A 24,133-nucleotide genomic window follows, 5' to 3' on the forward strand; every position below is an offset into this window, starting at 1 on the left:
TCTCCGCATTATGGACGCGGAGAAGAATAGGCATCGGCACCCTATATTTTCTTTACGCTAGGCTGGTGGTGCGGCTTTTCCGGCAATCAGGGTTATTCCGTGATTAACGGTCACTGCTGTTTGGGACCGGCCATCCACTTGATGATGACCATCGCCGGCAGCACCCATAGCAGCCCGCTGAGCGAGAAGTAGAGAAGGTGGGCCCACCAGGGCGCTTCGCCGAGCGTTGCGACCGCAATGGTATTCGCCAGCACGGCATAGGCCAGAACGAGAACGACGATCAGGATCGTGCCGATGAATTTGCGAAGGCGGACAGGCATCGGTTTCATTCCAGTTCATACGAAGGGCGCCGCGACGGCATGCCGCAAAGGCTCGGGGCTTGTTTTGCATGAGCCGCTCGGGCAAATCAATGCCGGAAACAAGGAGCAGTCATGGCATTCGCGAATACAACCACCGAACAGAGAATCTTGGGTGAGGTCCGCACGCAGGACCGCAACCGTAAGGCGGTTCGCGTCTGGCTGGGCTTCGTCCTTCTGGCGCTGTTCTGTCTTGTTATCGTCGGCGGCGCGACGCGGCTGACGAATTCCGGGCTCTCGATCACCGAATGGAAGCCGATCCACGGCGTTATCCCGCCGCTGAACGCTGCGGAATGGGAAGAAGAGTTCAAGCTGTACCAGCGCATTCCCGAATATCAGCAACTGAACAGCGACATGACGGTCGAGCAGTTCAAGGGAATCTTCTGGTGGGAATGGGCGCATCGCCTTATCGCCCGCGGGATCGGCGTTATCTTCGCGCTTCCACTGATCTATTTCTGGGCGACCGGAAAGATTGAGCGGCGCCTGCGCTGGCCGCTTCTCGGCATTCTCGCGCTGGGCGGCATGCAGGGGGCGATCGGCTGGTGGATGGTGTCATCGGGCCTGTCGGTTCGTACCGATGTCAGTCAGTACCGGCTTGCCACGCACCTGATCATGGCCTGCCTGATCTTTGCATCGTGCATGTGGATCATGCGGGGCCTGTCTCCGCATTCCGACGATGAGGCGCCGACGTCAGGTTCAAAGGCGTGGGCGGGCGTAATCGCGATCTTCGCGCTGTTCCAGATCTACCTCGGCGCGCTGGTGGCCGGGCTCGATGCCGGCTTCAGCTACAATACCTGGCCGCTCATGGACGGGGCGATCGTTCCGTCCGACCTGCTCATTCAGCAGCCTGCATGGATCAATTTCTTCGAGAATCCGAAGACGGTGCAGTTCATCCACCGTCTCGGAGCCTATACGCTGCTGGCGCTGACGCTGCTCAACATGATCATCGCGCTGTCGGCGGCTCCATCGACCACGCACGCTCGTCGAGCCGTCGTCCTGTTCGTTCTGGTCATCGTCCAGGCTGCGATCGGTATAGCAACGCTGCTGCTGCAGGTTCCCGTGCATTGGGGCCTGTTGCATCAGGCAGGCGCCCTCGTCGTGTTCGGCTTTGCCGTCGCCAACTGGCGCGGCTTCTATGGCGAATATCCTCGCACCACAGTGATCGCCGAGCGCGACTGATATCAAATCGAGGCACAAAAAAATCCGGCTGCACCACAGCCGGATTTTTTGTTTCTACGCGTAAGCGACAGGCGGCTTCTTAGAAGAAGCCGCGGCGCTGCCACCAGCCAGCCTTCTTGGGCTTGCCGTCGCCATCGGTGCTCGTCGACTTCACGGTCGGCTCCGATGAGGAGATGTTCGACTCGCGGTTTGCACGGACCGGCTTGGCTTCTTCTTCGACGGATGCCGTCAGATCCGCAGCCGCTTCAACCGTTTCCGGTTCCGCAGCAGGAGCTACCTCGGCAGCGGCTTCGACAACCGGCTCTTCCACCGGCGATGCCTTGCGGCTGCGCCGTGCGCGCTTCGGCTTGACGTCTTCGGTGACGGAAGCTGCTGTCTCGACAGCAGCCATGGCAGTCTGGGGCTCGACAGCTTCTTCGGCAACGACCTCGATGGATTCAGCCACAGTCGCCTGTACCGGTTCTGCTACCTCGGTTTCCTCGGCGTCGGTCGCGGCCTCGTCTTCATCGCCGGCCTCAGCGGACTGCTCGCCATTTTCCTCGCGGTTGCGACGACCACCGCGCTTTCCGCGGCGGCGGCGCTTGCGGCGCTGGCTCTCATCGCCGTCAGCCTGCTCGTCGGCTGTAGCCGGTGCGGCTGCATCGGCTTCGATCGCGCCGTCCTCGTCATCACCCTCGTCGCCAGCGTCTGCCTGATCGGAGGCCGACTCGCTGGCAGCCTGCTGTTCGCCGTTACCGTTACGGCCACGACGACGCCGGCGACGCTTGCGCTTGCGACCATCGCCTTCACCTTCGGCGCGCGCTGCCGGACGTTCGGCGGCTGCGGGCTTCTCTTCGAGTTCTTCGTCTTCTTCCTCGTCAACCTCGATCACGATGTCATCGTCGTCATCGTCAGGGATGGCGGCGAAGTTGAAAAGGGTTTCGATCTTGACCGGGTTCTCGACGGCTTCGCCGCGATCGATCGCGAAATGCTGCGCGCCGACCGCGCCATCGGCATCGATGATGATGGCCACGCCGAAGCGGGCTTCATAGTCGATGATCGTCTGGCGCTTGTGGTTCAACAGGTAGAGCGCGATGTCAGGCGTTGTCCGCACGGTGATGTCGTGCGTCGTGTTCTTGAGCAGATACTCCTCGATGCCGCGCAGCACGTGCAGCGCAACGGAGGACTGCGAGCGAACGTGACCGGTGCCGCCGCAATGCGAGCAGACCTGTGTCGTCGATTCGAGAACCGATGCGCGGATGCGCTGGCGTGACATTTCCAGAAGGCCGAAGTGCGAGATGCGACCGACCTGGATACGCGCACGGTCGTTCTTCAGGCATTCCTTCAGCTTCTTTTCGACCGCGCGGTTGTTGCGCTTCTCTTCCATATCGATGAAGTCGATAACGACGAGACCCGCAAGGTCGCGCAGGCGAAGCTGGCGAGCGATTTCTTCCGCAGCTTCGAGGTTGGTCTGGAGAGCGGTGTCCTCGATCGAGTGTTCGCGCGTCGAGCGACCGGAGTTGACGTCGATCGAAACCAGCGCTTCCGTCTGGTTCATGATCAGGTAGCCGCCGGACTTCAGCGTCACCTGCGGCTGCAGCATGCGGTCGAGCTGTGCTTCGATACCTGAGCGCGAGAAGATCGGGTGGATGTCGCGATACGGCTGGACGACCTTCGCATGGCTCGGCATTAGCATCTTCATGAAGTCTTTTGCTTCACGATAGCCTTCTTCGCCGGCAACGATGATCTCGCCGATATCCTTGTTGTAGAGGTCGCGGATCGAGCGCTTGATGAGCGAACCTTCCTCGTAGACGAGGCAGGGCGCCGTCGATTGAAGCGTCAGCGTGCGGACGTTCTCCCACAGGCGCATCAGATATTCGAAATCGCGCTTGACCTCGACCTTGGTACGGTTCGCGCCAGCGGTGCGCAGAATGACACCCATGCCTTGCGGCACTTCGAGCATGCGCGCGATTTCCTTCAGGCGCTTGCGGTCCTGCGGGCTGGTGATCTTGCGGGAAATGCCGCCACCACGCGCCGTGTTCGGCATCAGAACGGAGTAGCGACCGGCGAGCGACAGATAGGTCGTCAGCGCTGCGCCCTTGTTGCCGCGCTCTTCCTTGGCGACCTGAACGAGCAGGATCTGGCGGCGCTTGATGACTTCCTGGATGCGATACTGCTTGCGCGGCTTGCGCTGGGCCCGGTCCGGAACCTCTTCCATCGCATCTTCGGCGCCGACGGATTCGATCACTTCTTCTTCGTGGTCGTCATCGTCGTCATCGTCGTTGCGGCGGCGGGTGTCGACGTCTTCGGAGATCGAATCGGTTTCGACCATCGCGGCCATCTTGCCGCCGGAGGAGCCTTCGTCCTCATCGTCGGCGGTCGCGGGCGATTCGCTGTTGGAAGCTTCTTCCGCTACTGCCTCTTCGGCAACCGCAGGGGCAGCCTTCTTGCGACTGCGGCGCGGCTTTGCCTTCTTGGCCGGAGCCTCTTCCACCGCTTCGACAACCTCGGCGGTCTCTACCACCTCGACAGTCGCTTCGTTGGTGGGCTCGGCAGCAGGAACGATACCGATATCGGGCTGGTCCTGCGTGGAAAGATCTACCGTTGCGGTCTCGATGTGCTCGACGTCGTCATCGCGACGATGGTCCTCGGCTTCAGCGCGCAGAAGCGCCTGACGGTCGGCGAGGGGGATCTGGTAGTAGTCGGGGTGGATTTCGGCGAAGGCCAGAAAGCCATGCCGGTTGCCGCCGTAATCGACGAACGCGGCCTGAAGCGAGGGTTCAACCCTCGTCACCTTTGCCAGGTAGATGTTGCCGCGAATCTGCTTCTTGTGCTGTGATTCGAAGTCGAACTCTTCTATGCGGTTCCCGCGAACGACAACGACGCGCGTCTCTTCCTCGTGAGACGCGTCGATAAGCATTTTGTCTGCCATGTAAGCTGAGCTCCTCGGCGCAGTCGAGCGGCGGCATCTCCCGCTGTCGGTGAGACAGGGGGAATGCGGTCCGTTGTTGCAGCGCCGGATAATGAAAGTCGCGATTGGTGCGGTGTGGAAGGCAGCAGCCAGACAGCAGCGGGGAAACTGTTTTCCCGGGGCCTGTAGACTTCAGATAAAACCTGCTGCGACACCATCAAAGACCAAGCGAGATCGACAAAACTAAGACCTTGTTCAGGTCCGATGAGTTTGCTCTCTCTGTAAAGAGCGGTTGGTGGCTAATCCACCGATGAAGTTCCCGCATACGCCGGAAATTCAGGATCCAATTTACGAGTGGAAACGCATAAGACGGCGGACGATTGCCGGTTGTGGCGCCAGGTCCTTCGCGGTTTGGCTGCCCTTGCAGGCGACTCTATCCCGTCAGCACTTCTACCCTGAAAATCCTTGTATGTTTTCTCCGTCATAATATCAAGGGAAAAGCCAAATGTGCCATAATATTGATGGATTTGGAGCAACATAGAAAACTACGGCAGGCGTTGGTCGATTCGGATATTGCAGGGGCGAGTCCGATTTGCTCCTCGGGAGAGCTGCGGGACATTCAAAAGTGACATTTGAGGTTGGGCGGTCGATTGGTTGAGACGATGCGGCGCGGGGCGGCTGTGGCCGCCGGCTTGAGATTGGGCTGTCTTGCCATCGTGGCGGCAACGCTTGCCGCGATCGTGGCGGTCAATGCGGCGATAGCAGACGAACGACTGCTTGCCTACGGCGCACGCATCGTGGGTGATGATGCACGCACCAGAGTTGTCATCGATTTCGACCGCGCCCCGTCGTTCTCGGTTCACTACATCGCAAACCCTGAACGCGTCATCATCGATCTGCCGGCGACGGCCTTCGGTTTCCCGGCGAAGGATCTCGACGCGAGGGGCCTGTTCAAGGATATTCGCTACGGGACGATGGACGAGGACAGTGCCCGGATCGTCCTGACCGCGATCAAGCCGGTCAAGATCGGCCTTGCCCGCGTTCAGGCCGACGAAAGCGGCAAGGGCCACCGGCTGGTGCTCGAAGCCGAGATGACCGACAAGGCGAAGTTCGAAGAGCTCGTCAAAGCGCAGTCCTGGAGCGATCCGACGACGCCCCAGACCACCAGCGCGATTCCCTCCGCGGAACAACCGCAGGGCGGCGATCTCGTCATCGCTGTCGACGCCGGTCATGGCGGGATAGACACCGGTGCCGTCGGCGTTGACACCAAGACGCAGGAAAAGGACGTCACGCTCGCCTTCGCCAAGGCCTTCGCCGACCGCCTGAACCGTGAGGCCGGCATTCGGGCCTTCCTGACGCGCAAGGACGATACCTTCCTGTCGCTGTCGGAGCGCGTGGAGATCGCGCGCCAGAACCACGCCAATCTTTTCGTTTCGATGCATGCAGACACGCTGAAGCAGAAGGACATTCGCGGCGCCACGGTTTATACGATTTCCGACAAGGCTTCGGACAAGCTTGCCGCCGATCTCGCCGATCGCGAAAACCTCTCCGATCAGATTGCCGGTAAGACGGTGACGGCGGAACCGCCCGAAGTGGCCGATATCCTGCTCGATTTGACGCGCCGCGAGACGCAGGCCTTTTCGATCTCGATGGCGGAAAGCGTGCTGTCGTCTTTCAAGGACCAAGTCGGCACCATCAACAATCCGCATCGTCACGCTGGTTTCCGGGTGCTGCAGGCACCCGACGTGCCCTCGATCCTGCTCGAACTCGGCTTCCTGTCGAACAAGGAGGACGAGAAGCTCTTGCTTGACGAAACATGGCGATCGAAGATGGCGGACCTTTTGACAGAGGCCGTGAAGCGCTATCATTCGGCGCTGGTTGCCAATGGCGGCTGAGCGGTAGCGTGGCGCAGAAGTGACAGCCTCCTCATAAAGGCCTGAAACAACGTGAATTAGCGGTATGAGCCCTAGTTTGCTCACATTCAGGCCATTAGTCACGACTATGTTTCCACACGCAAAACGGAATTGGCTTGTGGCAATAACGCTCATGGAGTAATCGGCGCAGCATGCATAAAGCCGCGATCTATGGGATCGTTAAGTTCGCGCCGATCGATAATTGAGATACCGGTAGCTTAAATATGATCAGACTTCTTGGATATTTCTTCGGAGCGGCTTGCGTCCTGTTTCTGGGCGTCGCGGGCGTCGTTGCCATTTATCTGGCGACTGTCACGAAGGATCTTCCTGATTACGCGGTGCTGAGCAGCTATGAGCCGCCGGTAACGACGCGTGTCCATGCTGGCAACGGTGCCCTGATGGCGGAATACGCCAAGGAACGCCGGCTTTTCCTGCCGATCCAGGCTGTGCCGGATCGCGTGAAGGCTGCCTTCCTGTCGGCTGAAGACAAGAATTTCTACCAGCATCCCGGTATCGACGTCACCGGCTTCGGCCGCGCTGTCGTCGCCTATCTGACCGGCGGCCCGACCCAGGGTGGTTCGACGATCACGCAGCAGGTGGCCAAGAACTTCCTTCTGTCGAGCGAACAGACGATGGAGCGCAAGGCCAAGGAAGCCATCCTCTCCTTCCGCATCGAGCAGGCCTACAGCAAGGACAAGATCCTCGAGCTCTACCTGAACGAAATTTTCTTCGGCCTGAATTCCTACGGTATCGCCAGCGCGGCGCTGACTTATTTCAACAAGTCGGTGAACGAGCTGACGATTGCCGATGCCGCTTATCTGGCTTCGCTCCCCAAGGGCCCGGCCAACTACCATCCGTTCCGGCATCCCGAGGCTGCGATCACGCGCCGCAACTGGGTTATCGATCGCATGGTCGAGAACGGCTATGTCAGCCAGTCCGACGGTGCGGAAGCCAAGAAGCAGCCTCTCGGCGTCACCGGCCGCAACAGTGGCCCCTCGCTCTTCGCGTCTGGCTATTTCGCTGAAGCCGTGCGTCGCCAGCTGATCGACCAGTATGGCGAGAAGATGCTGTACGAGGGCGGCCTATCCGTCCGGACATCCTTCGATCCGCAGTTGCAGGTCTTCGCACGGAAGGCCCTGCAGGACGGCCTGACGACTTATGACGAACGCCGAGGCTTCCACGGTCCGCTGAAACAGATCGATACCGCCGCGGACTGGGGCAAGGCGCTTGCCGACATTCCCGCACTGTCAGACGTGCCCGAGTGGCGCCTGGCCGTTGTGCTTGCTGTCGCCGACGATAGCGTCGACATTGGCCTGCAGCCTGCGAAAGACGGCGCCGGGAAGATCCCGAGCGAACGCGAACGCGGCGTCATCCAGGCAAAGAACATGCAGTGGGCCTACCGGGCGGCCGGCGGTGGCAAGACCGCGAAGTCGCCGCAAGGCGTGCTGTCGGCCGGCGACGTTGTTTACGTCGAGCGGCTCGGTGACGAAGGCTCGAACTCCTACCGGCTGCGCCAGCCGCCGAAGGTGGAGGGCGGTCTGGTCGCGATGGACCCGAAGACCGGCCGCGTTCTGGCAATGGTCGGCGGCTTCTCCTATTCGCAGTCGGAATTCAACCGCGCCACGCAGGCGATGCGCCAGCCGGGCTCGTCCTTCAAGCCGTTCGTCTATGCGGCGGCGATGGATAACGGCTATACGCCAGCCTCGGTTGTCAACGACGATCCGCTGCAGATCCAGACCGGAAACGGCCAGATCTGGGCGCCCGACAACTATGAGGGCGAGGGTGGCGGTGCCAACACGCTCCGTTTCGCGATCGAGCACTCGCGCAACCGCATGACGGTTCGCCTCGCCAACGATCTCGGCATGAACGTCGTCGCGGAATATGCGGAACGCTTCGGTATCTACGATCACATGATGCCGGTGCTCGCCATGTCGCTCGGCTCCGGTGAAACCACCGTCATGCGCATGGTTTCGGCCTATTCGGTCATCGCCAACGGCGGCAAGCAGATCAAGCCGACCTTGATCGACCGCATCCAGGACCGCTACGGCAAGACGATCTTCAAGCACGAAGAGCGCGTCTGCGAAGGTTGCAACGCCAGCGACTGGCAGAACCAGGATGAGCCCAACGTCGTCGACAACCGCGAAACCGTGCTTGATCCGATGACATCCTACCAGATCACCTCGATGATGCAGGGCGTCATCCAACGCGGCACCGCAGCGGGCAAGGTCAACCTCGGCGGCCGCGACGTTGCCGGTAAGACCGGTACGACGAACGACGAAAAAGACGCGTGGTTCGTTGGCTTCACCCCTGACCTCGTTGCCGGCCTCTATATCGGCTTCGATACGCCATCGACGCTTGGGCGTGGCGGCACCGGCGGTTCGCTTTCGGCGCCGGTGTTCAACGAGTTCATGCAGGTGGCGGTCAAGGACATGCCGGAATCGAAGTTCGTCATTCCGGCCGGGATGAATATGATCCCGATCGACCGCAAGACCGGCATGGCCGCGACGCAGGGTGATCCGAATACGATCATCGAGGCCTTCAAGCCCGGCACTGGCCCGGCTGACAGCTTCTCGGTCATCGGCATGGACAACACCATGGCGCCCGAGGAAATCCTGAAGACCTCTCCGCAGGCCAACCAGGCTGTTCAATCTGGCGCCGGCGGTCTCTACTGATCTCTCTTCCAGACAGCTGTAGCGGTTGCGGCCCTTTACATCCGCAGCCGCCACAATTATTTGACGGGCAACTTTCTAAGCAACGTAAAGAAGCAGGAAAATGCGAGCGGAAATCCAGAATGTAGTCGATGAAACCAAGCAGGCTATCACCCTGCTGAGGAGGCATCTTTGACTGGGACCAGGCGGTAAGACGACTGGACTGGTTAAATAACAAGGCAGAGGATCCGAACCTCTGGAACGATGCCACCGAAGCACAGAAGCTGATGCGCGAGCGCCAGCAACTCGATGACGGCATCAATGGCGTACGCCGCTTCGAACAGCAGATAAAAGACAACATCGAGCTCATCGAGATGGGCGAGGACGAGGGCGACGAGGCCATCGTCAAGGAAGCCGAAGACGCGCTGAAGGCACTCAAGGCCGAAGCCGCGCGCCAGCAGGTCGAAGCGATGTTGTCTGGCGAAGCCGACAGCAACGACACCTATCTCGAAGTTCACTCCGGCGCCGGCGGCACGGAAAGCCAGGACTGGGCGAACATGCTTTTGCGCATGTATACCCGCTGGGCCGAACGCTCGAAGTTCAAGGTCGAACTGCTCGAAGTGCACGACGGCGAAGAAGCCGGCATCAAGTCCGCGACGCTTCTCGTCAAGGGCCACAACGCCTATGGCTGGCTGAAGACCGAATCTGGCGTTCACCGCCTGGTCCGCATCTCCCCCTACGACAGCAACGCGCGTCGCCACACCTCGTTCTCGTCCATCTGGGTCTACCCCGTCGTCGACGACTCGATCCAGATCGACATCAACGAAAGCGATTGCCGCATCGACACCTACCGCTCGTCCGGCGCCGGCGGTCAGCACGTCAACACGACCGACTCCGCTGTCCGCATCACCCACATGCCCTCGGGCATCGTGGTGCAGTGCCAGCAGGAACGCTCGCAGCACAAGAACCGCGCCAAGGCCTGGGACATGCTTCGCGCACGTCTCTACGAAGCGGAACTGAAGAAGCGCGAAGACGCGGCCAATGCCGAAGCGGCCTCCAAGTCCGATATCGGCTGGGGGCACCAGATCCGCTCCTACGTCCTGCAGCCCTACCAGATGGTCAAGGACCTGCGCACCGGCGTTACCAGCACCGCGCCTGACGATGTGCTGGATGGAGAGCTCGACGAGTTCATGGAAGCAGCGCTCGCGCACCGCATCAGCGGCAAGGCGGATGCCGTGGTCGACGACGTCGACTAAAGAAAAAGGCCCCGGATGGGGCCTTTTTTATTGCCGATGACCCGTTCTGCTGGGCGGCGGCAGAATCTCAGTTGCTGGCCTTCCCGACGGTGACCTCGCCGAACTCGTCTATGATCACGGTCCAGCTGTCGGCTTCCGCATCGGGATCGGTCTTCAGGAAGACGGTGGCAAACAGGCCGGGCTCCTTCAGCATGCCCGTCGAGTTCTCAGGCCTGATGTCCGTGACATAAGGCTTGAGGTCGTTGAGTTCCTGGATCTCCACCGTCGAGAGCACGTCGGGACCGTCTTCCGTCTGTGCGATCTGCTGGAGGAAGACCTTGGCCGTACGATCCGGCTGGCGGACCGCGAATATCTTATAGTAGCCGTGCCGAGCCTTCGGCTGTGCCTTCTTGCTGTCGTCAGGCTTGGCCGAGGCAGCCGAATGCTGGACAACCGGAACCTCGCCGTCATCCTCCCAATAGCCGGTGCTCGTCGCGAAGGTCACCGACGCCGGGAGCAGGGTACCCGGCTCCTCGCCGGCTTCGGCCGAAAGCGGTGCGGCGAGGAGAAGCGTGCAGAAAAGTGCGTTGCGCAAGGTCATCGGAACGGTCTCAATCTTCGAATTGCTCTGCCAGGATGCGATCGGACCATGATCGATCGGGATCGGATAGAATGCGAGCTGTCATATGCTCCGACTGGGCGATGCGCACATGCAGCACCGACTTGACCTCCGAATTATCGGCAACCGCGTTGACCGGCCTTTTGTCGACCTCGAGAACATGAATATCGACGGTTACCTTGTTCGGCAGCAGAGCACCGCGCCAACGGCGGGGCCGAAACGCGCTGACCGGCGTCATGGCGAGCAGCGGTGCGTCGAGCGGCAGGATAGGTCCGTGTGCCGAGAGGTTATAGGCAGTAGATCCCGCCGGCGTTGCCACCATCAGCCCGTCGCAAATGAGTTCTTCGAGCCGGACAACTCCATCCACTTCCACGCGCAGCTTGGCTGCCTGATAAGATTGCCTGAAAAGCGACACTTCGTTGATCGCAAGGGCTGTCGAATTCGTGCCGTCGGCATTCGCCGTGGTCATCTGCAGCGGACGGAACGCGTTTTCGACGGCCTCGCAGATCCTCTCCTGCAGCTTCTCGGTCCGATAGTCGTTCATCAGGAAGCCGACCGAACCGCGGTTCATGCCGTAGACCAGCTTGCCCGAGTTCATCGTGCTGTGCAGGGCCTGCAGCATGAAGCCATCGCCGCCAAGCGCAACGATCACATCCGCTTCCTGAGGGGGCACGTCGCCGTAGAGGCGAATCAGCTCTTCCCGCGCGGCCAGCGCCTCTGAGGCCGGGGAGGCCAGGAAGGAAAGCGTCTGAAATGACCGGCCCATGCAATTCCCTTTTGTTGAGTGCACCTAGCTAACTGATCGCAGGGTCACCCGACAAGGCGTTTTAGGCGGCAAGCCGTTCTCCGCCCGCGTCCCACTGATTACAGATCAGGCACGAACACCTTTGTGTAGGGATTGTCGCGTTCCATGTCGCATCGATGGCGCACTCAAAAGGCGCGCTGCAACGAAAGGGATCGCGTCTGGTTTGAGGCTTGGGCCTCCCCGAAGCGATGTCGGGGAGGCTGAAGTTCATGGCTTCTTCTGCTTACTAGCCTCGACGGTCTTAGCCCCAAGAGTAGGCGCAGCAGCAGGCGCGGCCTTGTCCTTCTTGGGTTTGCGGACCTCTTTATTGCTTTTGGCTTGACCCTTGGCCATCGATTCCTCCTGGTTGCGATAGAGGCTCATTACCGAGCAGCAGAGGGAAGAATGCAAGCTCTATCTTGGCTGTACGCCGTCAGGAGCGGCACCAATCGGGCGGACAGTTGTTGGTGAAGGTCGGTGTTCGCGCCCGGCCGTGATCTGGCCAGTGGTAGTTCATGTTCCGTTCATACCCGGAAGGGCATGGTCGCTCACATTACCACTGGAAAGGCGTAACCATGAATAGAATTTTTTCTCGTCTCGGAATGACTGTAGTTGCAATTGTTATTGCGGCATCGAGCTTCGGCATGGCCTCGGCCGCCCCGCTCGTGGCACAGCATCAGCAAGTTACATCCGACGTAGAACTCGCCCAGTACCGTGAAGATCGCCGGAATGACTGGCGCCGCGACAGGCACCACCGGGATCGCTATGAACACCGGCGCGACCGTCGCGGTTATTGGAACGGCCACCGTGGATATCGCGACTACCGCCAGGGCTATCGTCGCCACAGCGATGGCTACTATTACCCGCGGTCGGTGTTCAAGCTTTACATCCGCTAAGCGGTCTCCATCTCTTCCAAGAAGAGCCCCGTCAGAAATGGCGGGGCTTTCTCGTTCAACCGACAGAATGGAAAGAGCATGGCCTTCGCTCCTGCCATGCTGCTTTCATGGAGTGCCATCTGGCCGTGTCTGTAAAGGGGATGGCTGCAAACCAAGTGAAACAGCTGCAAGGTCATGCGACACGAAAAATGTCAGGCAGCTCTATCATCAGAACTGATTTCGTTCAGGAATTGTGGTGCCCCCGGCAGGGTTCGAACCCGCGACCCCCTGATTACAAATCAGGTGCTCTACCAACTGAGCTACAAGGGCAATGCCTGCCAAGTAGCAGATTCTGCCGTCCTGTAAAGCAGAAAACGGCGCAGGCCGTCATTTGAGCGTGGAAACTCGCAGGCTCAGTTCTGTGCCGTCTGCCGGATGCTCGCCTGAAGGTGACCATCATCCAGGACGTTTCCGTCACCGGATGGCGACATGATCGCGATGCTGAGCACCGATACAACCATCACCGCAATAACGACGATCATTATTCGCACACCGGTTCTCCTTGTTGCGGAGGTGAGAACGTGTGGAGAGGCTTTCGGTTCCGGATGAGAGCAGCTACTGCGCGGGTGGCCGCTGACTGGGAACCGTCGCCGGCGCGAGGGGATCGGGCTGGTGGAGCGGCTGCGTTTTGTCGATCCAGCCGATGCTGAGCACGATTGCCACCAGGATCGCGATGAAGGTGACGCCGAAGATCAAAGAGCGCAATGCCATGCCGAGTTCGTCTCCTTTATATCGGGGAGTTCAGGTCGCCGTGAGAATGCCGCATCAAATGGGCGAGGCTATGGACCCCTGACCATGACAAGCGGTTTGCCGCCCTCATCGGGACTTTTCTCGAACGATCCGTCCGGTCTCATGTCGAACGAGAGCGAGGCTCCATCGGTGCTCATGAGGACAAGTCCGAACCCTTCGACATGAAACAGGGAAAGGTGCAGGTCTGCGATGGCCTTGTCACAGTCTCCAGACGGTGACATTGGCGAATTGCCGTCTTCGCCGGGCTTGTTCTGAAGCGTGACCGCGCATATGGCCTGCCCCGAGGGACGTTTGAGGCGCCACTCGCCGGCAAGGCTGGCAACGGTCGGCACATGGTCAACAGCATCAGGGGCGTCGAGCAGAAGCAACGGCTGGTCGCCGTCGGTAGCAAGCGGTGAACCCTCGCTTTCGATGAAGCGCGCCAGGACCTTGCGCGTGGCATCGAGCATGATGAGGGTGCCGTCGTCACCGAAGTTCCACGCGTAGGCTTCGGCAAAGCGCGGCAGCGCCTTGGCGCAGCCGGCGGCGCCCGAAACGGCGTATCCGCCGATCGCGGTCGTCGTTTCCAGCGTTATCCTGCAACCCGGCGTGCCGTCGGCCGGGGCAAGCAGATAACTGCCTGCCTGGGCCTTGATGATGTCAGCGTCGACATCATCCGCCAGAACGGGCATTGAGGCGAAGACGCCGGCGGCGAGAAACAGGCTGCGAATCGAAAGACGGATCAATGCGAACCTCCCCTTGTCGCCGCCCGCTTCAGGAGCCGGCTACGATTTCAGATATTGCCTTGCTGCATAGAGCGCGATCGCCGCGGCGTTCGACACATTCAGTGACTTGATTTCGCCGGGCATATCGAGCCGGGCGAGTGCATTGACGGTCTCGCGCGTCTTCTGCCTCAACCCTTTGCCTTCCGAGCCGAGCACCAAGGCAACCTTGTCGCCGTTAAATGTGCCTTCGAGCGGTGCCGGCCCCTCCGAATCGAGACCGATCGTCGTGAAGCCGAGCTTGTGCAGTTCACCCAGCGCGTCGGCCAGGTTGGTGATCTGGATGTAGGGAATGAGTTCGAGCGCGCCGGAGGCCGATTTCGCGAGCACACCCGATTCGGTCGGGCTGTGACGCTGCGTCGTGATGACCGCAGCGGCATTGAAGGCGACGGCCGAGCGCATGATGGCGCCGACATTGTGCGGATCGGTTACCTGATCCAGCACGAGAAGCAGCGGGCTATCCTTGAGCGCTTCAAGCCGACGGACGGGCAGGGGGCGCGTTTCCAGCATGACGCCCTGATGGATTGCGTCGGGGCCGAGAAACTTGTCGATGTCGTGCGGGGCGACCATTTCGACGGGAATGCCGAGTGCTTCGACGTCGACTTCCAGCCGGGCAAGAGCGTTCTGCGTCACCGAAAGCTTGACGCTCTTGCGCTCCTTGTTGCCGAGCGCTGCGCGAACCGTATGCAGGCCGTAGAGATAAACCTGCTCGGGCGCGAGTGTCGGAGGCTTCCAGTCCTCGCCGCCGCGACGGCGCTTCTGTTCTGGTGGTGTCGGAATCTCGCCGCGTTCGCGCTTGTTGTCGCGATGCGCGCGGCGCAGATTCGCATAATGTGTGTCCTTGGCGGACTTGTCGTCAGCGGACCGGCCGCCTGTTTTGTTGTCTTTGCTCATGCGGCTTTATAGCGAGGGCCTTTCTTCCCGCATAGGATTTCTTTCAGGAGCCCGGCTTTCCACGGCCGATGAAATTTTTCACATTTTTTCCACCGTCATCGTGTTGACATGCGGAAATCGTCCGGTCATATACGCGGCGCAGACCGAGGGGGCGGCAACGCTTCGAAGGCCTGCAGACTTGGTCTAACGATCCGGACGAAAAACTGGAGAGATGCCCGAGTGGTTAAAGGGGACGGACTGTAAATCCGTTGGCTCAGCCTACGTTGGTTCAAATCCAACTCTCTCCACCATTCGTCCTCGGATCGGACCATCCCGCGGGTATAGCTCAATGGTAGAGCAGCAGCCTTCCAAGCTGAATACGCGGGTTCGATTCCCGCTACCCGCTCCAGATCCCCAGCATAGCCATTCAGATCGTCATCTTATCTTTGTGTGCTTCTAGCCCCAGAGAAGAACGAACGGCGAAGCGATCGCGATGATGCCGGCAATCGTCCACCTTTTATTTCCGTAGGTGCTGATGTCCTCCCTCGAAAGCCATTTGCGAACGGCAATGAAGCCGATCGCGATGATCGCGCTGTAGACGAGCGCGCGGAGAAGGATCGACCATCCGCCCCCGAAAAGGCCGATGGCAATGCCGAAGCCGGTGAGCGCGCCGAGAATGCCGTATCCGACGTCGAACATCAGTGTCGTCGTCGCCGAAAGCGGCGTCAGCATTTTCGGGAAGGCGATGGCAAAGGCCGCCGTCAGCAGCCAGATCGCGACGATCGCCTGCAGCGTCGACGAACTGACGATGGATGTCGCCAAGGCTGGAAGACGTTCGGGCGAGGAGAGGCGGAGGATCTGCGCGACCCAGTCGATCGCAGCGGCAAGTATCCACAGTACAAATGCGCAGGCGGCAAAAATCAGAAAGTTGCTTAGGGATCTCTTGGCAATTTCCTTGGGTTCCATGCGTTGTCTCCCAAACAATGCTTTGGCGTCAGGGCTGCGCAGGAAGTAGTACCACATCCTCGACAACCGGCGCCCGTTTTTCGAGAATATATCGGCGCTGCCATTTACGATGGATATTGCCGATTGCATGCCCCGTCCCATATGGCCCGCAGGCTAGGAATACGGTCCGCAATTAGGTCTTGCGCAATTTCCCCGAAAGCCTTAAACGGCGGCACTAAACCGGTTCGCCGGGGTCATCCATTTCGTTCACAGGAAGCATTCAAATGGCAAAGAGTAAGTTTGAGCGCAACAAGCCGCACGTTAACATCGGCACGATCGGCCACGTTGACCACGGCAAGACGTCTCTGACGGCAGCGATCACGAAGTACTTCGGCGAGTTCAAGGCGTACGACCAGATCGACGCTGCTCCGGAAGAAAAGGCACGCGGCATCACCATCTCGACGGCACACGTCGAGTATGAGACCCCGAACCGTCACTATGCTCACGTTGACTGCCCCGGCCACGCCGACTACGTCAAGAACATGATCACCGGTGCCGCACAGATGGACGGCGCGATCCTGGTTTGCTCTGCTGCTGACGGCCCGATGCCGCAGACCCGCGAGCACATCCTGCTTGCTCGTCAGGTTGGCGTTCCGGCGATCGTCGTGTTCCTCAACAAGGTTGACCAGGTTGACGACGCCGAGCTTCTCGAGCTCGTCGAGCTGGAAGTTCGCGAACTTCTGTCGTCCTACGACTTCCCGGGCGACGACATTCCGGTCATCAAGGGCTCGGCTCTGGCCGCTCTCGAAGATTCCGACAAGAAGATCGGCGAAGACGCGATCCGCGAGCTGATGGCGGCTGTCGACGCCTACATCCCGACGCCTGAGCGTCCGATCGACCAGCCGTTCCTGATGCCGATCGAAGACGTGTTCTCGATCTCTGGCCGTGGTACGGTTGTGACCGGCCGCGTCGAGCGTGGCATCGTCAAGGTTGGCGAAGAAGTCGAAATCGTCGGCATCCGCGCGACCTCGAAGACGACGGTTACCGGCGTTGAAATGTTCCGCAAGCTGCTCGATCAGGGCCAGGCTGGCGACAACATCGGCGCCCTGGTTCGCGGTGTTAACCGTGACGGCGTTGAGCGTGGTCAGATCCTGTGCAAGCCGGGCTCTGTCAAGCCGCACAAGAAGTTCATGGCCGAAGCCTACATCCTGACGAAGGAAGAAGGCGGCCGTCATACGCCGTTCTTCACCAACTACCGTCCGCAGTTCTACTTCCGTACGACTGACGTGACCGGTATCGTCTCGCTGCCGGAAGGCACGGAAATGGTTATGCCTGGCGACAACGTCACCGTTGCTGTCGAGCTGATCGTTCCGATCGCGATGGAAGAAAAGCTGCGCTTCGCTATCCGCGAAGGCGGCCGTACCGTCGGCGCAGGCATCGTCGCCTCGATCGTCGAGTAATCTTCGGATTATCCAATTGAAGAAGCCCCGCTGGAAACAGCGGGGCTTTTTTTGTCCATCCTCCTGTGGCGCGCTTCGGTGGTGCAATCCCTGCTGTCGGGCACACTTGCGCTTGACCGCGAAGCCGTTATCTATGCCTCCAATTGCATACGGGAGGACATCATGAAAAAGCGCATTCTCTTTACGGGTGGTTCGGGCAAGGCAGGGCGCCATGCCGTGCCTTGGCTGGTCAATGCCGGCTATGAGGTGCACAACGTCGATCTCGTGCCGCTGGACAGCCCCGGCGTGACAAACCTGATCGCCGATATCACTGACAGCGGCCAGGTATTCAACGCGCTTTCGATGCACCGGGACTTTCCCGACCTGGATGCGGGCAGGGGCGTCCAGCCCTTTGATGCGGTTGTGCATTTCGCGGCAATCCCGCGCATCCTCATCAAGCCTGACAACGAGACCTTCCGCATCAATACGATGGGGACTTACAATGTCATCGAAGCGGCAGTGAAGCTCGGCATCCGTAAGATCATCATCGCCTCCAGCGAAACGACCTATGGCGTCTGCTTTGCCGAAGGCCATCGGGATTTCCACCAGTTCCCGCTGGAAGAGGATTACGACGTCGATCCAATGGATTCCTACGGCCTCTCCAAGGTCGTGAACGAGAAGACGGCCCGCGCCTTTGCGGAGCGCTCCGGCTTCGACATCTATGCGCTGCGGATCGGCAACGTCATCGAGCCGCACGAATACGAGCGCTTCCCGACCTACTTTGCCAATCCGGAGATGCGCAAGCGTATCGCCTGGAGCTACATCGACGCACGCGATCTGGGTCAGATCTGCCATCTGTGCATCGAGAAGGACGGCCTCGGTTTCCAGGTCTTCAATGCCGCCAACGATACCGTTTCGGCCAATACGCCGTCAAAGGAACTCGCGCGGCGATTCTATCCGAACGTGCCGTTCCAGCGCGAGATCGGCGAATATGAAGGCCTGCTTTCCAACCGGAAGATCCGCGAAGTGCTTGGTTTCAAGGAAGAGCACGACTGGCGGAAATACGTGAAGGTGTGATTGACGGGACTTGTGGCGACGCAGGATTGGAAAAATCGAAAAACGCACTTGCCAATCCTGCGCCGCCGCCTTAAAGGAGCGCCATGCTTGCAGTTTCGCTTCGCGGCCGATCGGTCAAGAAGCTGAATGTAAAGCGTAAAGGGGTATAGCTCAGCTGGTAGAGCGGCGGTCTCCAAAACCGCAGGTCGGGGGTTCGAGCCCCTCTGCCCCTGCCATTTTCTCCAAAGACGGTCATTTTGCATCGGTACGCCGTATGGTTGCGTCGCCGCTGATCGCTCGCTGTTAACGCTTTTCTTTCGCTTCCCGTGTCATTGCTATAGCTGGATTGCCCGAGCAGCCCCGTGCTTGCCGGGAAACGAAACCTCTAGCGGCGTGTGCTTCACTTGGCTGAGATCGGTACCTGCGGCAAATGAGCGATGAAACCATGAGCGATACTGCCGCCGCTTTTCCGCGAGCGCGCAGTGGCAACGGGGCTTCAGCACCCGCGTCATATCTCGCGGGTGCGCGCTTCTGGATCTGTGCCTTTGCTATTGTCGTCGTCGCGCTCTGCCTGCGGCTGCCGACTCTATCCAGCCGGTCGCTGTGGCTGGATGAAGCTTACAGCGCCTGGTTTGCGGCTTTGCCGCTTCGCGAATTGTGGACCGATGTCCCGCTCTATGAGACGCATCCGCCGTTCTATTACGCTCTGTTGAAGGGATGGGCGGCGCTGTTCGGCACAACGGAATGGGGCCTTCGCGGCCTGTCGGTCTTCGCCAGCGTGCTGACCGTGCTTTCTGTAGCGATCTCGGGCCGGTTGCTACGGCTTGGTGGCAAGGGTGAGGCGGCGGCCCTGATTGCAGGCTTGCTGCTCGCCGCCAATGCGGGCAACATCTTCTTCGCTCAGCAGGCGCGTCCCTATGCGTTGGAAACGCTCACCGCGACCCTCGCGATCATCTCGTCCGTTGCGCTTTTTCATGCGATGGCCGTTCAGTTGCCTGGAAGATTCCGCGTCACGCCGGTGCTGACGCCGGCGATCGCGCTGGCCGCGTCAGGCGGCGTAACCCTGTGGCTTCACAATACCGCTGTGTTCATCGCCTTCGGCATTTGGGTTGGTCTCTGCCTTTCGATCCTGCTGTTTCTTCCCGGACGTCGCGTGAGGTCCCTCGGTGTGGCGGTCGGGGCCGGTCTCGCTGCCCTGGCGATCTGGGCTCCGTATTTGCCGATGTACTTCTGGCAGAGCCAGCATTTCGCAAGGCTTTCCTTCTGGGTAACAACGAGCAGGCAGGATCTTATCTCCGCATGGATCCTCGCGTCGGGCGGTGATATCCCTGCCGCCGCAGCCGCTATCTTGGCCGCCATAGGGTGGTTCGCGCTTTGGAGGGCCGACCGGCCAACGGCTTTGAACCTACTGATCGTACTGTTCCTGCCGCTTTCGATGGTTCTCGCGATCAGCTTCACGATCAAGCCTATCTACATCAGCCGGTTGTTCGAATGGTTGGCACCGCTGGCGATGCTGCTTGTCGCGGTTGGTATCGTCAGCGTTTGGAAGAACCCGGCTGTTAAGGCCTTCGTTCTCGTTGGTTTCCTGGCGTTGAGCGCGATGGACGTTGCGAGAGGATATGCCCACATTGTCGAAGATCCGAGACGGATGGCGGAAGACATAGCCGCCGTCGCGGAAGCGGGCGATGTGGTCGTGGCGACGCCAAGCGAGCTCAGCGTCGAACTGCTCTATTACGCCGAGGGACGTCTCGGCTTCCCGCCGATCGTCTATGTTCCCGGGCCATTTCCCGTGCGTGATGAGAGTGGCGGTCGCACGTTCGTCAGCAACCTCGGGGCCCCCGTTGTCATGGTAGCTGACGTTCAGAAAATGGCCGCAGCTATCCAGAGCTACCGCCGCGTGTGGCTGATCACCCGCTCGGAGGGGCTATACGATCCGGATGAACTCGTGAGAGGTGAACTCTCTTCCTCGAAGCGTGCGACGCAGACCGCAAACTACTTCGGCACCACCGTGACACTGTTCGAGTAACGACCGCTCAGAGCGACGCCCCGGCAAAAGATTTCGGAGAAGCATTGCAATTCCGGCAGTGGTCGTGCTAATCACCGCGACCGAAAGGAGGACGTAGCTTGACGTCTTCCAGTAGGAGAGGGCGGTGCCAAGTGCCTGGTCGCAGGACCCGTGCAGCCGGCATCGTGATCGCCAATTTCGTTAAACTTCGGTTTCCCTCTTGTGCAATTGGGAATCGGTGTTTATGTAAGGTTCAACAGACACGCGGTGCGTGGGGCTGATAGTTTCAGCTTTACGCGCCGTAATTGCGTGGGCAGTCGATGGCATCCAAAACTAATCCACTTACGTTTCTGCGGCAGGTTCGCTCCGAGACGGCGAAAGTTACCTGGCCTTCGCGCCGCGAGACGATGATCTCGACGGTCATGGTGCTTGTGATGGTGATCTTTGCTGCGCTGTTCTTTTTTGCTGCGGACCAGCTCATCGGCTGGTTGTTGAGCTTCGTGCTGAACGTCGGCAACTGATCGGGTGGAGTGGTAACATGGCGGCACGTTGGTACATCGTCCACGCGTATTCGAATTTTGAGAAGAAGGTGGCTGAATCCATTGAGGAGAAGGCCAGGCAGAAGGGACTCGAGCATCTTTTTGAGAAGATTCTCGTTCCGACTGAAAAGGTGGTTGAGGTGCGTCGCGGCCGTAAGGTCGATTCCGAGCGCAAGTTCTTCCCGGGTTATGTTCTTGTGCGTGCAAACCTCACGGACGAAGCCTACCACCTGATCAAGAATACGCCGAAGGTTACCGGCTTTCTCGGCTCTGATAACAAGCCTGTTCCGATTCCGGACTATGAGGCCGACCGTATTCTCGGTCAGGTTCAGGAGGGTGTCGAGCGGCCGAAGGCATCTGTTACCTTCGAGATCGGCGAGCAGGTCCGCGTTTCCGATGGTCCTTTCGCCTCGTTCAACGGCACGGTTCAGGATGTGGACGAAGAGCGTTCGCGCCTGAAGGTGGAAGTGTCGATCTTTGGCCGCGCTACGCCGGTCGAACTGGAATACGCTCAGGTCGAGAAGGTTTGAGTTCGGACGTAAGCCGGCGACGGCTTATGTCCTTGCGGCGAAGGCCGTAAAGCGCGTGGAAGGTGAGGGCACCTTAGCCGGGTCCTAAAATCCGAACCACGCAACCGCAGCCGCCGGAGCGATCCGGCATTTATTGGTCGGGCAACCGACCGTCAGTGAAAGGCAGAGAGATATGGCTAAGAAAGTTGCAGGCCAGCTCAAGCTTCAGGTTAAGGCAGGATCGGCAAACCCGTCCCCGCCAATCGGCCCGGCGCTTGGTCAGCGTGGCATTAACATCATGGAATTCTGCAAGGCGTTTAACGCCGCTACGCAGGAAATGGAAAAGGGTATGCCGATCCCGGTCGTCATCACCTATTACCAGGACAAGTCCTTCACCTTCGCTATGAAGCAGCCGCCGGTTAGCTACTGGCTGAAGAAGGAAGCGAAGATCACGTCCGGTTCGAAGACGCCTGGCAAGGGCGCTACCGCCGGCAAGCTCACCAAGGCTCAGATCAAGACGATCGCAGAAGCCAAGATGAAGGATCTGAACGCAGCGGATATCGAAGGTGCAATGGCGATGATCGAGGGCTCTGCCCGCGCCATGGGCCTGGAAGTGGTAGGATAAGACCATGGCTGGCAAGCGCACCAAGAAGATCAACGAAGGTGTTGATCCCACGAAGCTCTACGCTCTGAACCTCGCCATCGGCATGGTCAAGGAACGGGCTATCGCCAAGTTCGACGAAACCGTCGAAGTATCGATGAACCTGGGTGTTGACCCGCGTCACGCAGACCAGATGGTCCGCGGCGTTGTCAACCTGCCGAACGGCACCGGCCGTGACGTTCGCGTTGCTGTCTTCGCTCGTGGCGCCAAGGCTGATGAAGCCAAGGCAGCTGGCGCAGATATCGTCGGCGCTGAAGAGCTCGTCGAAATCGTCCAGGGCGGCAAGATCGATTTCGATCGTTGCATCGCGACCCCGGACATGATGCCGCTCGTCGGTCGCCTCGGTAAGGTTCTCGGCCCGCGTGGCATGATGCCGAACCCGAAGGTTGGTACGGTTACGATGGACGTTGCTGGTGCCGTTAAGGCGTCCAAGGGCGGCGCTGTCGAGTTCCGCGTCGAAAAGGCTGGTATCGTCCACGCTGGTATCGGCAAGGCTTCGTTCGACGCCAAGGCGCTGGAAGAAAACATCCGCGCCTTCGCTGACGCCGTCATCAAGGCAAAGCCGACTGGCGCCAAGGGCAACTACGTCAAGCGCGTAGCGATCTCTTCGACCATGGGCCCGGGCGTCAAGATCGACCCGTCGTCCGTTACGGCTCCGGCCGCTTAATAAATTCGCCGGGCTTCGGTCCGGCTCAAGAATTCCGGCCTCGCAAGGGGCCGGAGTATTCCGGAGAAATCCGGAATCCTGTCCGAGATTGCAGGTGGTTTTCCCTTAATCACTTGGCCTGCATGAGACGGGTAAGACCCGAATTGCTTGAAGCTCTGCTTCGATGAATTTGGTTCGAGCCTAGGATGCCTTGTGCCTCTCAGCCTTAACTGGCGCGGAGCGCGAGGGGACAGGATCCTCAAGCGTCGCTTGGGATCTCTTTTGATCCCGAGAGGCAAAGGCAACCCGATGGGCCCGTTTACGGTCCCATCTACTGGAGATAGGCAGTGGAAAGAGCGGAAAAACGCGAATTCGTCACGGAACTGAACGAAGTCTTCAAGGCTTCGGGCTCGGTTGTCGTGGCCCACTATGCTGGTGCTACAGTCGCGCAGATGAACGACTTCCGTTCCAAGATGCGCGCAGCTGGCGGTACCGTCAAAGTCGCGAAGAACCGCCTGGCCAAGATCGCCCTTCAGGGTACGGAAGCGGAAGGGATTTCCAATCTCTTTAACGGTCAGACGCTCATTGCTTACAGCAATGACCCGATCACCGCTCCGAAAGTCGTCGTGGATTTCGCCAAGACCAACGATAAGATCGTTGTTTTGGGCGGCGCCATGGGAACAACGACGCTCAACGCAGAAGCAGTCAAGTCGCTCGCGACCCTGCCTTCGTTGGACGAACTGCGCGCGAAGCTGCTGGGCATGATCCAGACTCCGGCTACCCGCATCGCAGGCGTTGTTGCAGCACCGGCAAGCCAGCTTGCTCGTGTGTTTTCGGCTTACGCCAAGAAGGACGAAGCCGCATAAGGCGGTTTTTTGCTGTTTATAAACAACCGGTTCGAACCGAACATAAGGAATTGATACAATGGCTGATCTCGCAAAGATCGTAGACGACCTCTCCTCGCTGACCGTTCTGGAAGCTGCAGAACTGTCCAAGCTTCTCGAAGAAAAGTGGGGCGTTTCCGCTGCTGCTCCGGTAGCAGTTGCTGCTGCTGGCGGTGGCGCTGCTCCGGCTGCTGCTGAAGAAGAAAAGACCGAGTTCGACGTTATCCTGGCTGACGCCGGCGCTAACAAGATCAACGTCATCAAGGAAGTTCGCGGCATCACCGGCCTCGGCCTGAAGGAAGCTAAGGACCTCGTTGAAGCCGCTCCGAAGGCTGTCAAGGAAGCTGTTTCCAAGGCTGAAGCTGCCGACATCAAGAAGAAGCTTGAAGACGCCGGCGCTAAGGTCGACGTTAAGTAATCTTGAATTGCATCTGGGAGGCTGGATTTCCGGCCTCCCATTTGCCGTTTTCCGGAACGAATTACCCAAAAGCCGCTTGAAAACGGCT

General features: G+C 59.6%; 24 protein-coding genes and 4 tRNA genes. 17 read left to right on the forward strand and 11 right to left on the reverse strand.

The window, feature by feature from the left end; translation table 11 throughout:
* Window positions 1-110: 110 nt before the first annotated feature.
* Window positions 111-320, reverse strand: coding sequence for a DUF2842 domain-containing protein (locus FZ934_RS04335; RefSeq protein ID WP_056825874.1), 210 nt, complete (start codon window positions 318-320; stop codon window positions 111-113).
* 111 nt (window positions 321-431) lie between these two features.
* On the opposite strand from FZ934_RS04335, the gene FZ934_RS04340 reads away from it, so the two are divergent.
* The gene (locus FZ934_RS04340) at window positions 432-1,535 is read left to right on the forward strand and encodes a COX15/CtaA family protein (protein WP_113362739.1); all 1,104 of its coding nucleotides are present in this window, start codon (window positions 432-434) and stop codon (window positions 1,533-1,535) included.
* Window positions 1,536-1,614: 79 nt separating this feature from the next.
* Here FZ934_RS04340 and FZ934_RS04345 read toward each other — a convergent pair whose 3' ends face one another.
* On the reverse strand, window positions 1,615-4,446 hold the full coding sequence (locus tag FZ934_RS04345; RefSeq protein ID WP_153270077.1) for an Rne/Rng family ribonuclease: 2,832 nt from the start codon (window positions 4,444-4,446) through the stop codon (window positions 1,615-1,617).
* Between the two features lie 641 nt (window positions 4,447-5,087).
* Here FZ934_RS04345 and FZ934_RS04350 point away from each other — a divergent pair.
* The 3 genes from FZ934_RS04350 (at window position 5,088) to prfB (ending at window position 10,242) form a co-directional block, all read left to right on the forward strand.
* Complete coding sequence (locus tag FZ934_RS04350) at window positions 5,088-6,320, forward strand: N-acetylmuramoyl-L-alanine amidase (protein WP_153272363.1); 1,233 nt, start codon at window positions 5,088-5,090, stop codon at window positions 6,318-6,320.
* 242 nt (window positions 6,321-6,562) lie between these two features.
* A complete protein-coding gene (locus FZ934_RS04355) occupies window positions 6,563-9,010 on the forward strand; it encodes a penicillin-binding protein 1A (protein ID WP_153270078.1) in 2,448 nt (815 codons plus the stop codon).
* 100 nt (window positions 9,011-9,110) lie between these two features.
* A protein-coding gene (prfB, locus tag FZ934_RS04360; protein ID WP_153270079.1) for a peptide chain release factor 2 occupies window positions 9,111-10,242 on the forward strand; the annotation gives its coding sequence in 2 pieces (ribosomal slippage) (window positions 9,111-9,179 and window positions 9,181-10,242; 1,131 coding nt in all).
* 67 nt (window positions 10,243-10,309) lie between these two features.
* On the opposite strand, the gene FZ934_RS04365 is transcribed toward prfB, so the two are convergent.
* From FZ934_RS04365 to FZ934_RS28400, 3 genes are all read right to left on the reverse strand, one after another.
* Window positions 10,310-10,822, reverse strand: coding sequence for a hypothetical protein (locus tag FZ934_RS04365; protein ID WP_153270080.1), 513 nt, complete (start codon window positions 10,820-10,822; stop codon window positions 10,310-10,312).
* A 10-nt stretch (window positions 10,823-10,832) separates the two neighbouring features.
* Complete coding sequence (locus tag FZ934_RS04370; protein WP_153270081.1) at window positions 10,833-11,606, reverse strand: NAD kinase; 774 nt, start codon at window positions 11,604-11,606, stop codon at window positions 10,833-10,835.
* A 246-nt stretch (window positions 11,607-11,852) separates the two neighbouring features.
* Window positions 11,853-11,978 (reverse strand): hypothetical protein, encoded by a 126-nt coding sequence (locus FZ934_RS28400; protein WP_281409921.1) that lies wholly within the window; start codon window positions 11,976-11,978, stop codon window positions 11,853-11,855.
* Between the two features lie 221 nt (window positions 11,979-12,199).
* On the opposite strand from FZ934_RS28400, the gene FZ934_RS04375 reads away from it, so the two are divergent.
* Window positions 12,200-12,520 (forward strand): hypothetical protein, encoded by a 321-nt coding sequence (locus tag FZ934_RS04375; protein ID WP_153270082.1) that lies wholly within the window; start codon window positions 12,200-12,202, stop codon window positions 12,518-12,520.
* 233 nt (window positions 12,521-12,753) lie between these two features.
* Here FZ934_RS04375 and FZ934_RS04380 read toward each other — a convergent pair.
* The 5 genes from FZ934_RS04380 to rlmB form a co-directional block, all read right to left on the reverse strand.
* A tRNA-Thr gene (locus FZ934_RS04380) sits at window positions 12,754-12,829 on the reverse strand.
* Window positions 12,830-12,912: 83 nt separating this feature from the next.
* Window positions 12,913-13,050 (reverse strand): hypothetical protein, encoded by a 138-nt coding sequence (locus tag FZ934_RS27735; protein WP_194273756.1) that lies wholly within the window; start codon window positions 13,048-13,050, stop codon window positions 12,913-12,915.
* 64 nt (window positions 13,051-13,114) lie between these two features.
* Window positions 13,115-13,270 (reverse strand): hypothetical protein, encoded by a 156-nt coding sequence (locus FZ934_RS27740; protein ID WP_194273757.1) that lies wholly within the window; start codon window positions 13,268-13,270, stop codon window positions 13,115-13,117.
* A 68-nt stretch (window positions 13,271-13,338) separates the two neighbouring features.
* The gene (locus FZ934_RS04385; protein WP_153270083.1) at window positions 13,339-14,034 is read right to left on the reverse strand and encodes an AprI/Inh family metalloprotease inhibitor; all 696 of its coding nucleotides are present in this window, start codon (window positions 14,032-14,034) and stop codon (window positions 13,339-13,341) included.
* Between the two features lie 39 nt (window positions 14,035-14,073).
* Window positions 14,074-14,964: a 23S rRNA (guanosine(2251)-2'-O)-methyltransferase RlmB gene (gene rlmB, locus FZ934_RS04390; protein ID WP_153270084.1), complete on the reverse strand. Its 891-nt coding sequence runs from the start codon at window positions 14,962-14,964 to the stop codon at window positions 14,074-14,076.
* Between the two features lie 205 nt (window positions 14,965-15,169).
* On the opposite strand from rlmB, the gene FZ934_RS04395 reads away from it, so the two are divergent.
* Both FZ934_RS04395 and FZ934_RS04400 read left to right on the forward strand, forming a co-directional pair.
* Window positions 15,170-15,254, forward strand: a tRNA-Tyr gene (locus FZ934_RS04395).
* A 24-nt stretch (window positions 15,255-15,278) separates the two neighbouring features.
* A tRNA-Gly gene (locus FZ934_RS04400) sits at window positions 15,279-15,352 on the forward strand.
* Window positions 15,353-15,399: 47 nt separating this feature from the next.
* Here FZ934_RS04400 and FZ934_RS04405 read toward each other — a convergent pair.
* A complete protein-coding gene (locus tag FZ934_RS04405; RefSeq protein WP_153270085.1) occupies window positions 15,400-15,909 on the reverse strand; it encodes a hypothetical protein in 510 nt (169 codons plus the stop codon).
* Between the two features lie 263 nt (window positions 15,910-16,172).
* On the opposite strand from FZ934_RS04405, the gene tuf reads away from it, so the two are divergent.
* The 10 genes from tuf to rplL all read left to right on the forward strand — a co-directional run bounded on the left by tuf (window position 16,173) and on the right by rplL (window position 24,045).
* Window positions 16,173-17,348, forward strand: coding sequence for an elongation factor Tu (tuf, locus tag FZ934_RS04410; RefSeq protein WP_153270086.1), 1,176 nt, complete (start codon window positions 16,173-16,175; stop codon window positions 17,346-17,348).
* Window positions 17,349-17,510: 162 nt separating this feature from the next.
* Window positions 17,511-18,404: an NAD-dependent epimerase/dehydratase family protein gene (locus tag FZ934_RS04415; RefSeq protein WP_153270087.1), complete on the forward strand. Its 894-nt coding sequence runs from the start codon at window positions 17,511-17,513 to the stop codon at window positions 18,402-18,404.
* Window positions 18,405-18,543: 139 nt separating this feature from the next.
* A tRNA-Trp gene (locus tag FZ934_RS04420) sits at window positions 18,544-18,619 on the forward strand.
* Between the two features lie 209 nt (window positions 18,620-18,828).
* Window positions 18,829-20,409: a glycosyltransferase family 39 protein gene (locus tag FZ934_RS04425; protein WP_153270088.1), complete on the forward strand. Its 1,581-nt coding sequence runs from the start codon at window positions 18,829-18,831 to the stop codon at window positions 20,407-20,409.
* Between the two features lie 299 nt (window positions 20,410-20,708).
* A complete protein-coding gene (secE, locus tag FZ934_RS04430; protein WP_153270089.1) occupies window positions 20,709-20,909 on the forward strand; it encodes a preprotein translocase subunit SecE in 201 nt (66 codons plus the stop codon).
* Window positions 20,910-20,926: 17 nt separating this feature from the next.
* Window positions 20,927-21,457 carry a transcription termination/antitermination protein NusG gene (gene nusG / locus FZ934_RS04435; protein WP_153270090.1) on the forward strand — a complete coding sequence of 177 codons (531 nt, stop codon included), beginning with the start codon at window positions 20,927-20,929 and terminating at the stop codon, window positions 21,455-21,457.
* 172 nt (window positions 21,458-21,629) lie between these two features.
* A complete protein-coding gene (rplK, locus tag FZ934_RS04440) occupies window positions 21,630-22,061 on the forward strand; it encodes a 50S ribosomal protein L11 (protein WP_037138708.1) in 432 nt (143 codons plus the stop codon).
* Window positions 22,062-22,065: 4 nt separating this feature from the next.
* A complete protein-coding gene (gene rplA, locus FZ934_RS04445) occupies window positions 22,066-22,764 on the forward strand; it encodes a 50S ribosomal protein L1 (RefSeq protein WP_153270091.1) in 699 nt (232 codons plus the stop codon).
* Window positions 22,765-23,090: 326 nt separating this feature from the next.
* Entirely contained in the window at window positions 23,091-23,609 is a 519-nt protein-coding gene (rplJ, locus tag FZ934_RS04450; protein ID WP_153270092.1) for a 50S ribosomal protein L10, read from the forward strand.
* Window positions 23,610-23,667: 58 nt separating this feature from the next.
* The gene (gene rplL / locus FZ934_RS04455) at window positions 23,668-24,045 is read left to right on the forward strand and encodes a 50S ribosomal protein L7/L12 (protein ID WP_037187138.1); all 378 of its coding nucleotides are present in this window, start codon (window positions 23,668-23,670) and stop codon (window positions 24,043-24,045) included.
* Window positions 24,046-24,133: the final 88 nt, after the last annotated feature.

This window comes from Rhizobium grahamii (genome assembly GCF_009498215.1).
GTDB lineage: Bacteria > Pseudomonadota > Alphaproteobacteria > Rhizobiales > Rhizobiaceae > Rhizobium > Rhizobium grahamii_A.

Excerpts from the sequence above, each read along its gene's own strand:
- FZ934_RS04335 (WP_056825874.1), bottom strand. The coding sequence starts at position 320 with ATGCCTGTCCGCCTTCGCAAATTCATCGGCACGATCCTGATCGTCGTT.
- FZ934_RS04340 (WP_113362739.1), top strand. The coding sequence starts at position 432 with ATGGCATTCGCGAATACAACCACCGAACAGAGAATCTTGGGTGAGGTC.
- FZ934_RS04345 (WP_153270077.1), bottom strand. The coding sequence starts at position 4,446 with ATGGCAGACAAAATGCTTATCGACGCGTCTCACGAGGAAGAGACGCGC.
- FZ934_RS04350 (WP_153272363.1), top strand. The coding sequence starts at position 5,088 with ATGCGGCGCGGGGCGGCTGTGGCCGCCGGCTTGAGATTGGGCTGTCTT.
- FZ934_RS04355 (WP_153270078.1), top strand. The coding sequence starts at position 6,563 with ATGATCAGACTTCTTGGATATTTCTTCGGAGCGGCTTGCGTCCTGTTT.
- FZ934_RS04365 (WP_153270080.1), bottom strand. The coding sequence starts at position 10,822 with ATGACCTTGCGCAACGCACTTTTCTGCACGCTTCTCCTCGCCGCACCG.
- FZ934_RS04370 (WP_153270081.1), bottom strand. The coding sequence starts at position 11,606 with ATGGGCCGGTCATTTCAGACGCTTTCCTTCCTGGCCTCCCCGGCCTCA.
- FZ934_RS28400 (WP_281409921.1), bottom strand. The coding sequence starts at position 11,978 with ATGGCCAAGGGTCAAGCCAAAAGCAATAAAGAGGTCCGCAAACCCAAG.
- FZ934_RS04375 (WP_153270082.1), top strand. The coding sequence starts at position 12,200 with ATGAATAGAATTTTTTCTCGTCTCGGAATGACTGTAGTTGCAATTGTT.
- FZ934_RS27740 (WP_194273757.1), bottom strand. The coding sequence starts at position 13,270 with ATGGCATTGCGCTCTTTGATCTTCGGCGTCACCTTCATCGCGATCCTG.
- rlmB (WP_153270084.1), bottom strand. The coding sequence starts at position 14,964 with ATGAGCAAAGACAACAAAACAGGCGGCCGGTCCGCTGACGACAAGTCC.
- FZ934_RS04405 (WP_153270085.1), bottom strand. The coding sequence starts at position 15,909 with ATGGAACCCAAGGAAATTGCCAAGAGATCCCTAAGCAACTTTCTGATT.
- tuf (WP_153270086.1), top strand. The coding sequence starts at position 16,173 with ATGGCAAAGAGTAAGTTTGAGCGCAACAAGCCGCACGTTAACATCGGC.
- FZ934_RS04415 (WP_153270087.1), top strand. The coding sequence starts at position 17,511 with ATGAAAAAGCGCATTCTCTTTACGGGTGGTTCGGGCAAGGCAGGGCGC.
- FZ934_RS04425 (WP_153270088.1), top strand. The coding sequence starts at position 18,829 with ATGAGCGATACTGCCGCCGCTTTTCCGCGAGCGCGCAGTGGCAACGGG.
- secE (WP_153270089.1), top strand. The coding sequence starts at position 20,709 with ATGGCATCCAAAACTAATCCACTTACGTTTCTGCGGCAGGTTCGCTCC.
- nusG (WP_153270090.1), top strand. The coding sequence starts at position 20,927 with ATGGCGGCACGTTGGTACATCGTCCACGCGTATTCGAATTTTGAGAAG.
- rplK (WP_037138708.1), top strand. The coding sequence starts at position 21,630 with ATGGCTAAGAAAGTTGCAGGCCAGCTCAAGCTTCAGGTTAAGGCAGGA.
- rplA (WP_153270091.1), top strand. The coding sequence starts at position 22,066 with ATGGCTGGCAAGCGCACCAAGAAGATCAACGAAGGTGTTGATCCCACG.
- rplL (WP_037187138.1), top strand. The coding sequence starts at position 23,668 with ATGGCTGATCTCGCAAAGATCGTAGACGACCTCTCCTCGCTGACCGTT.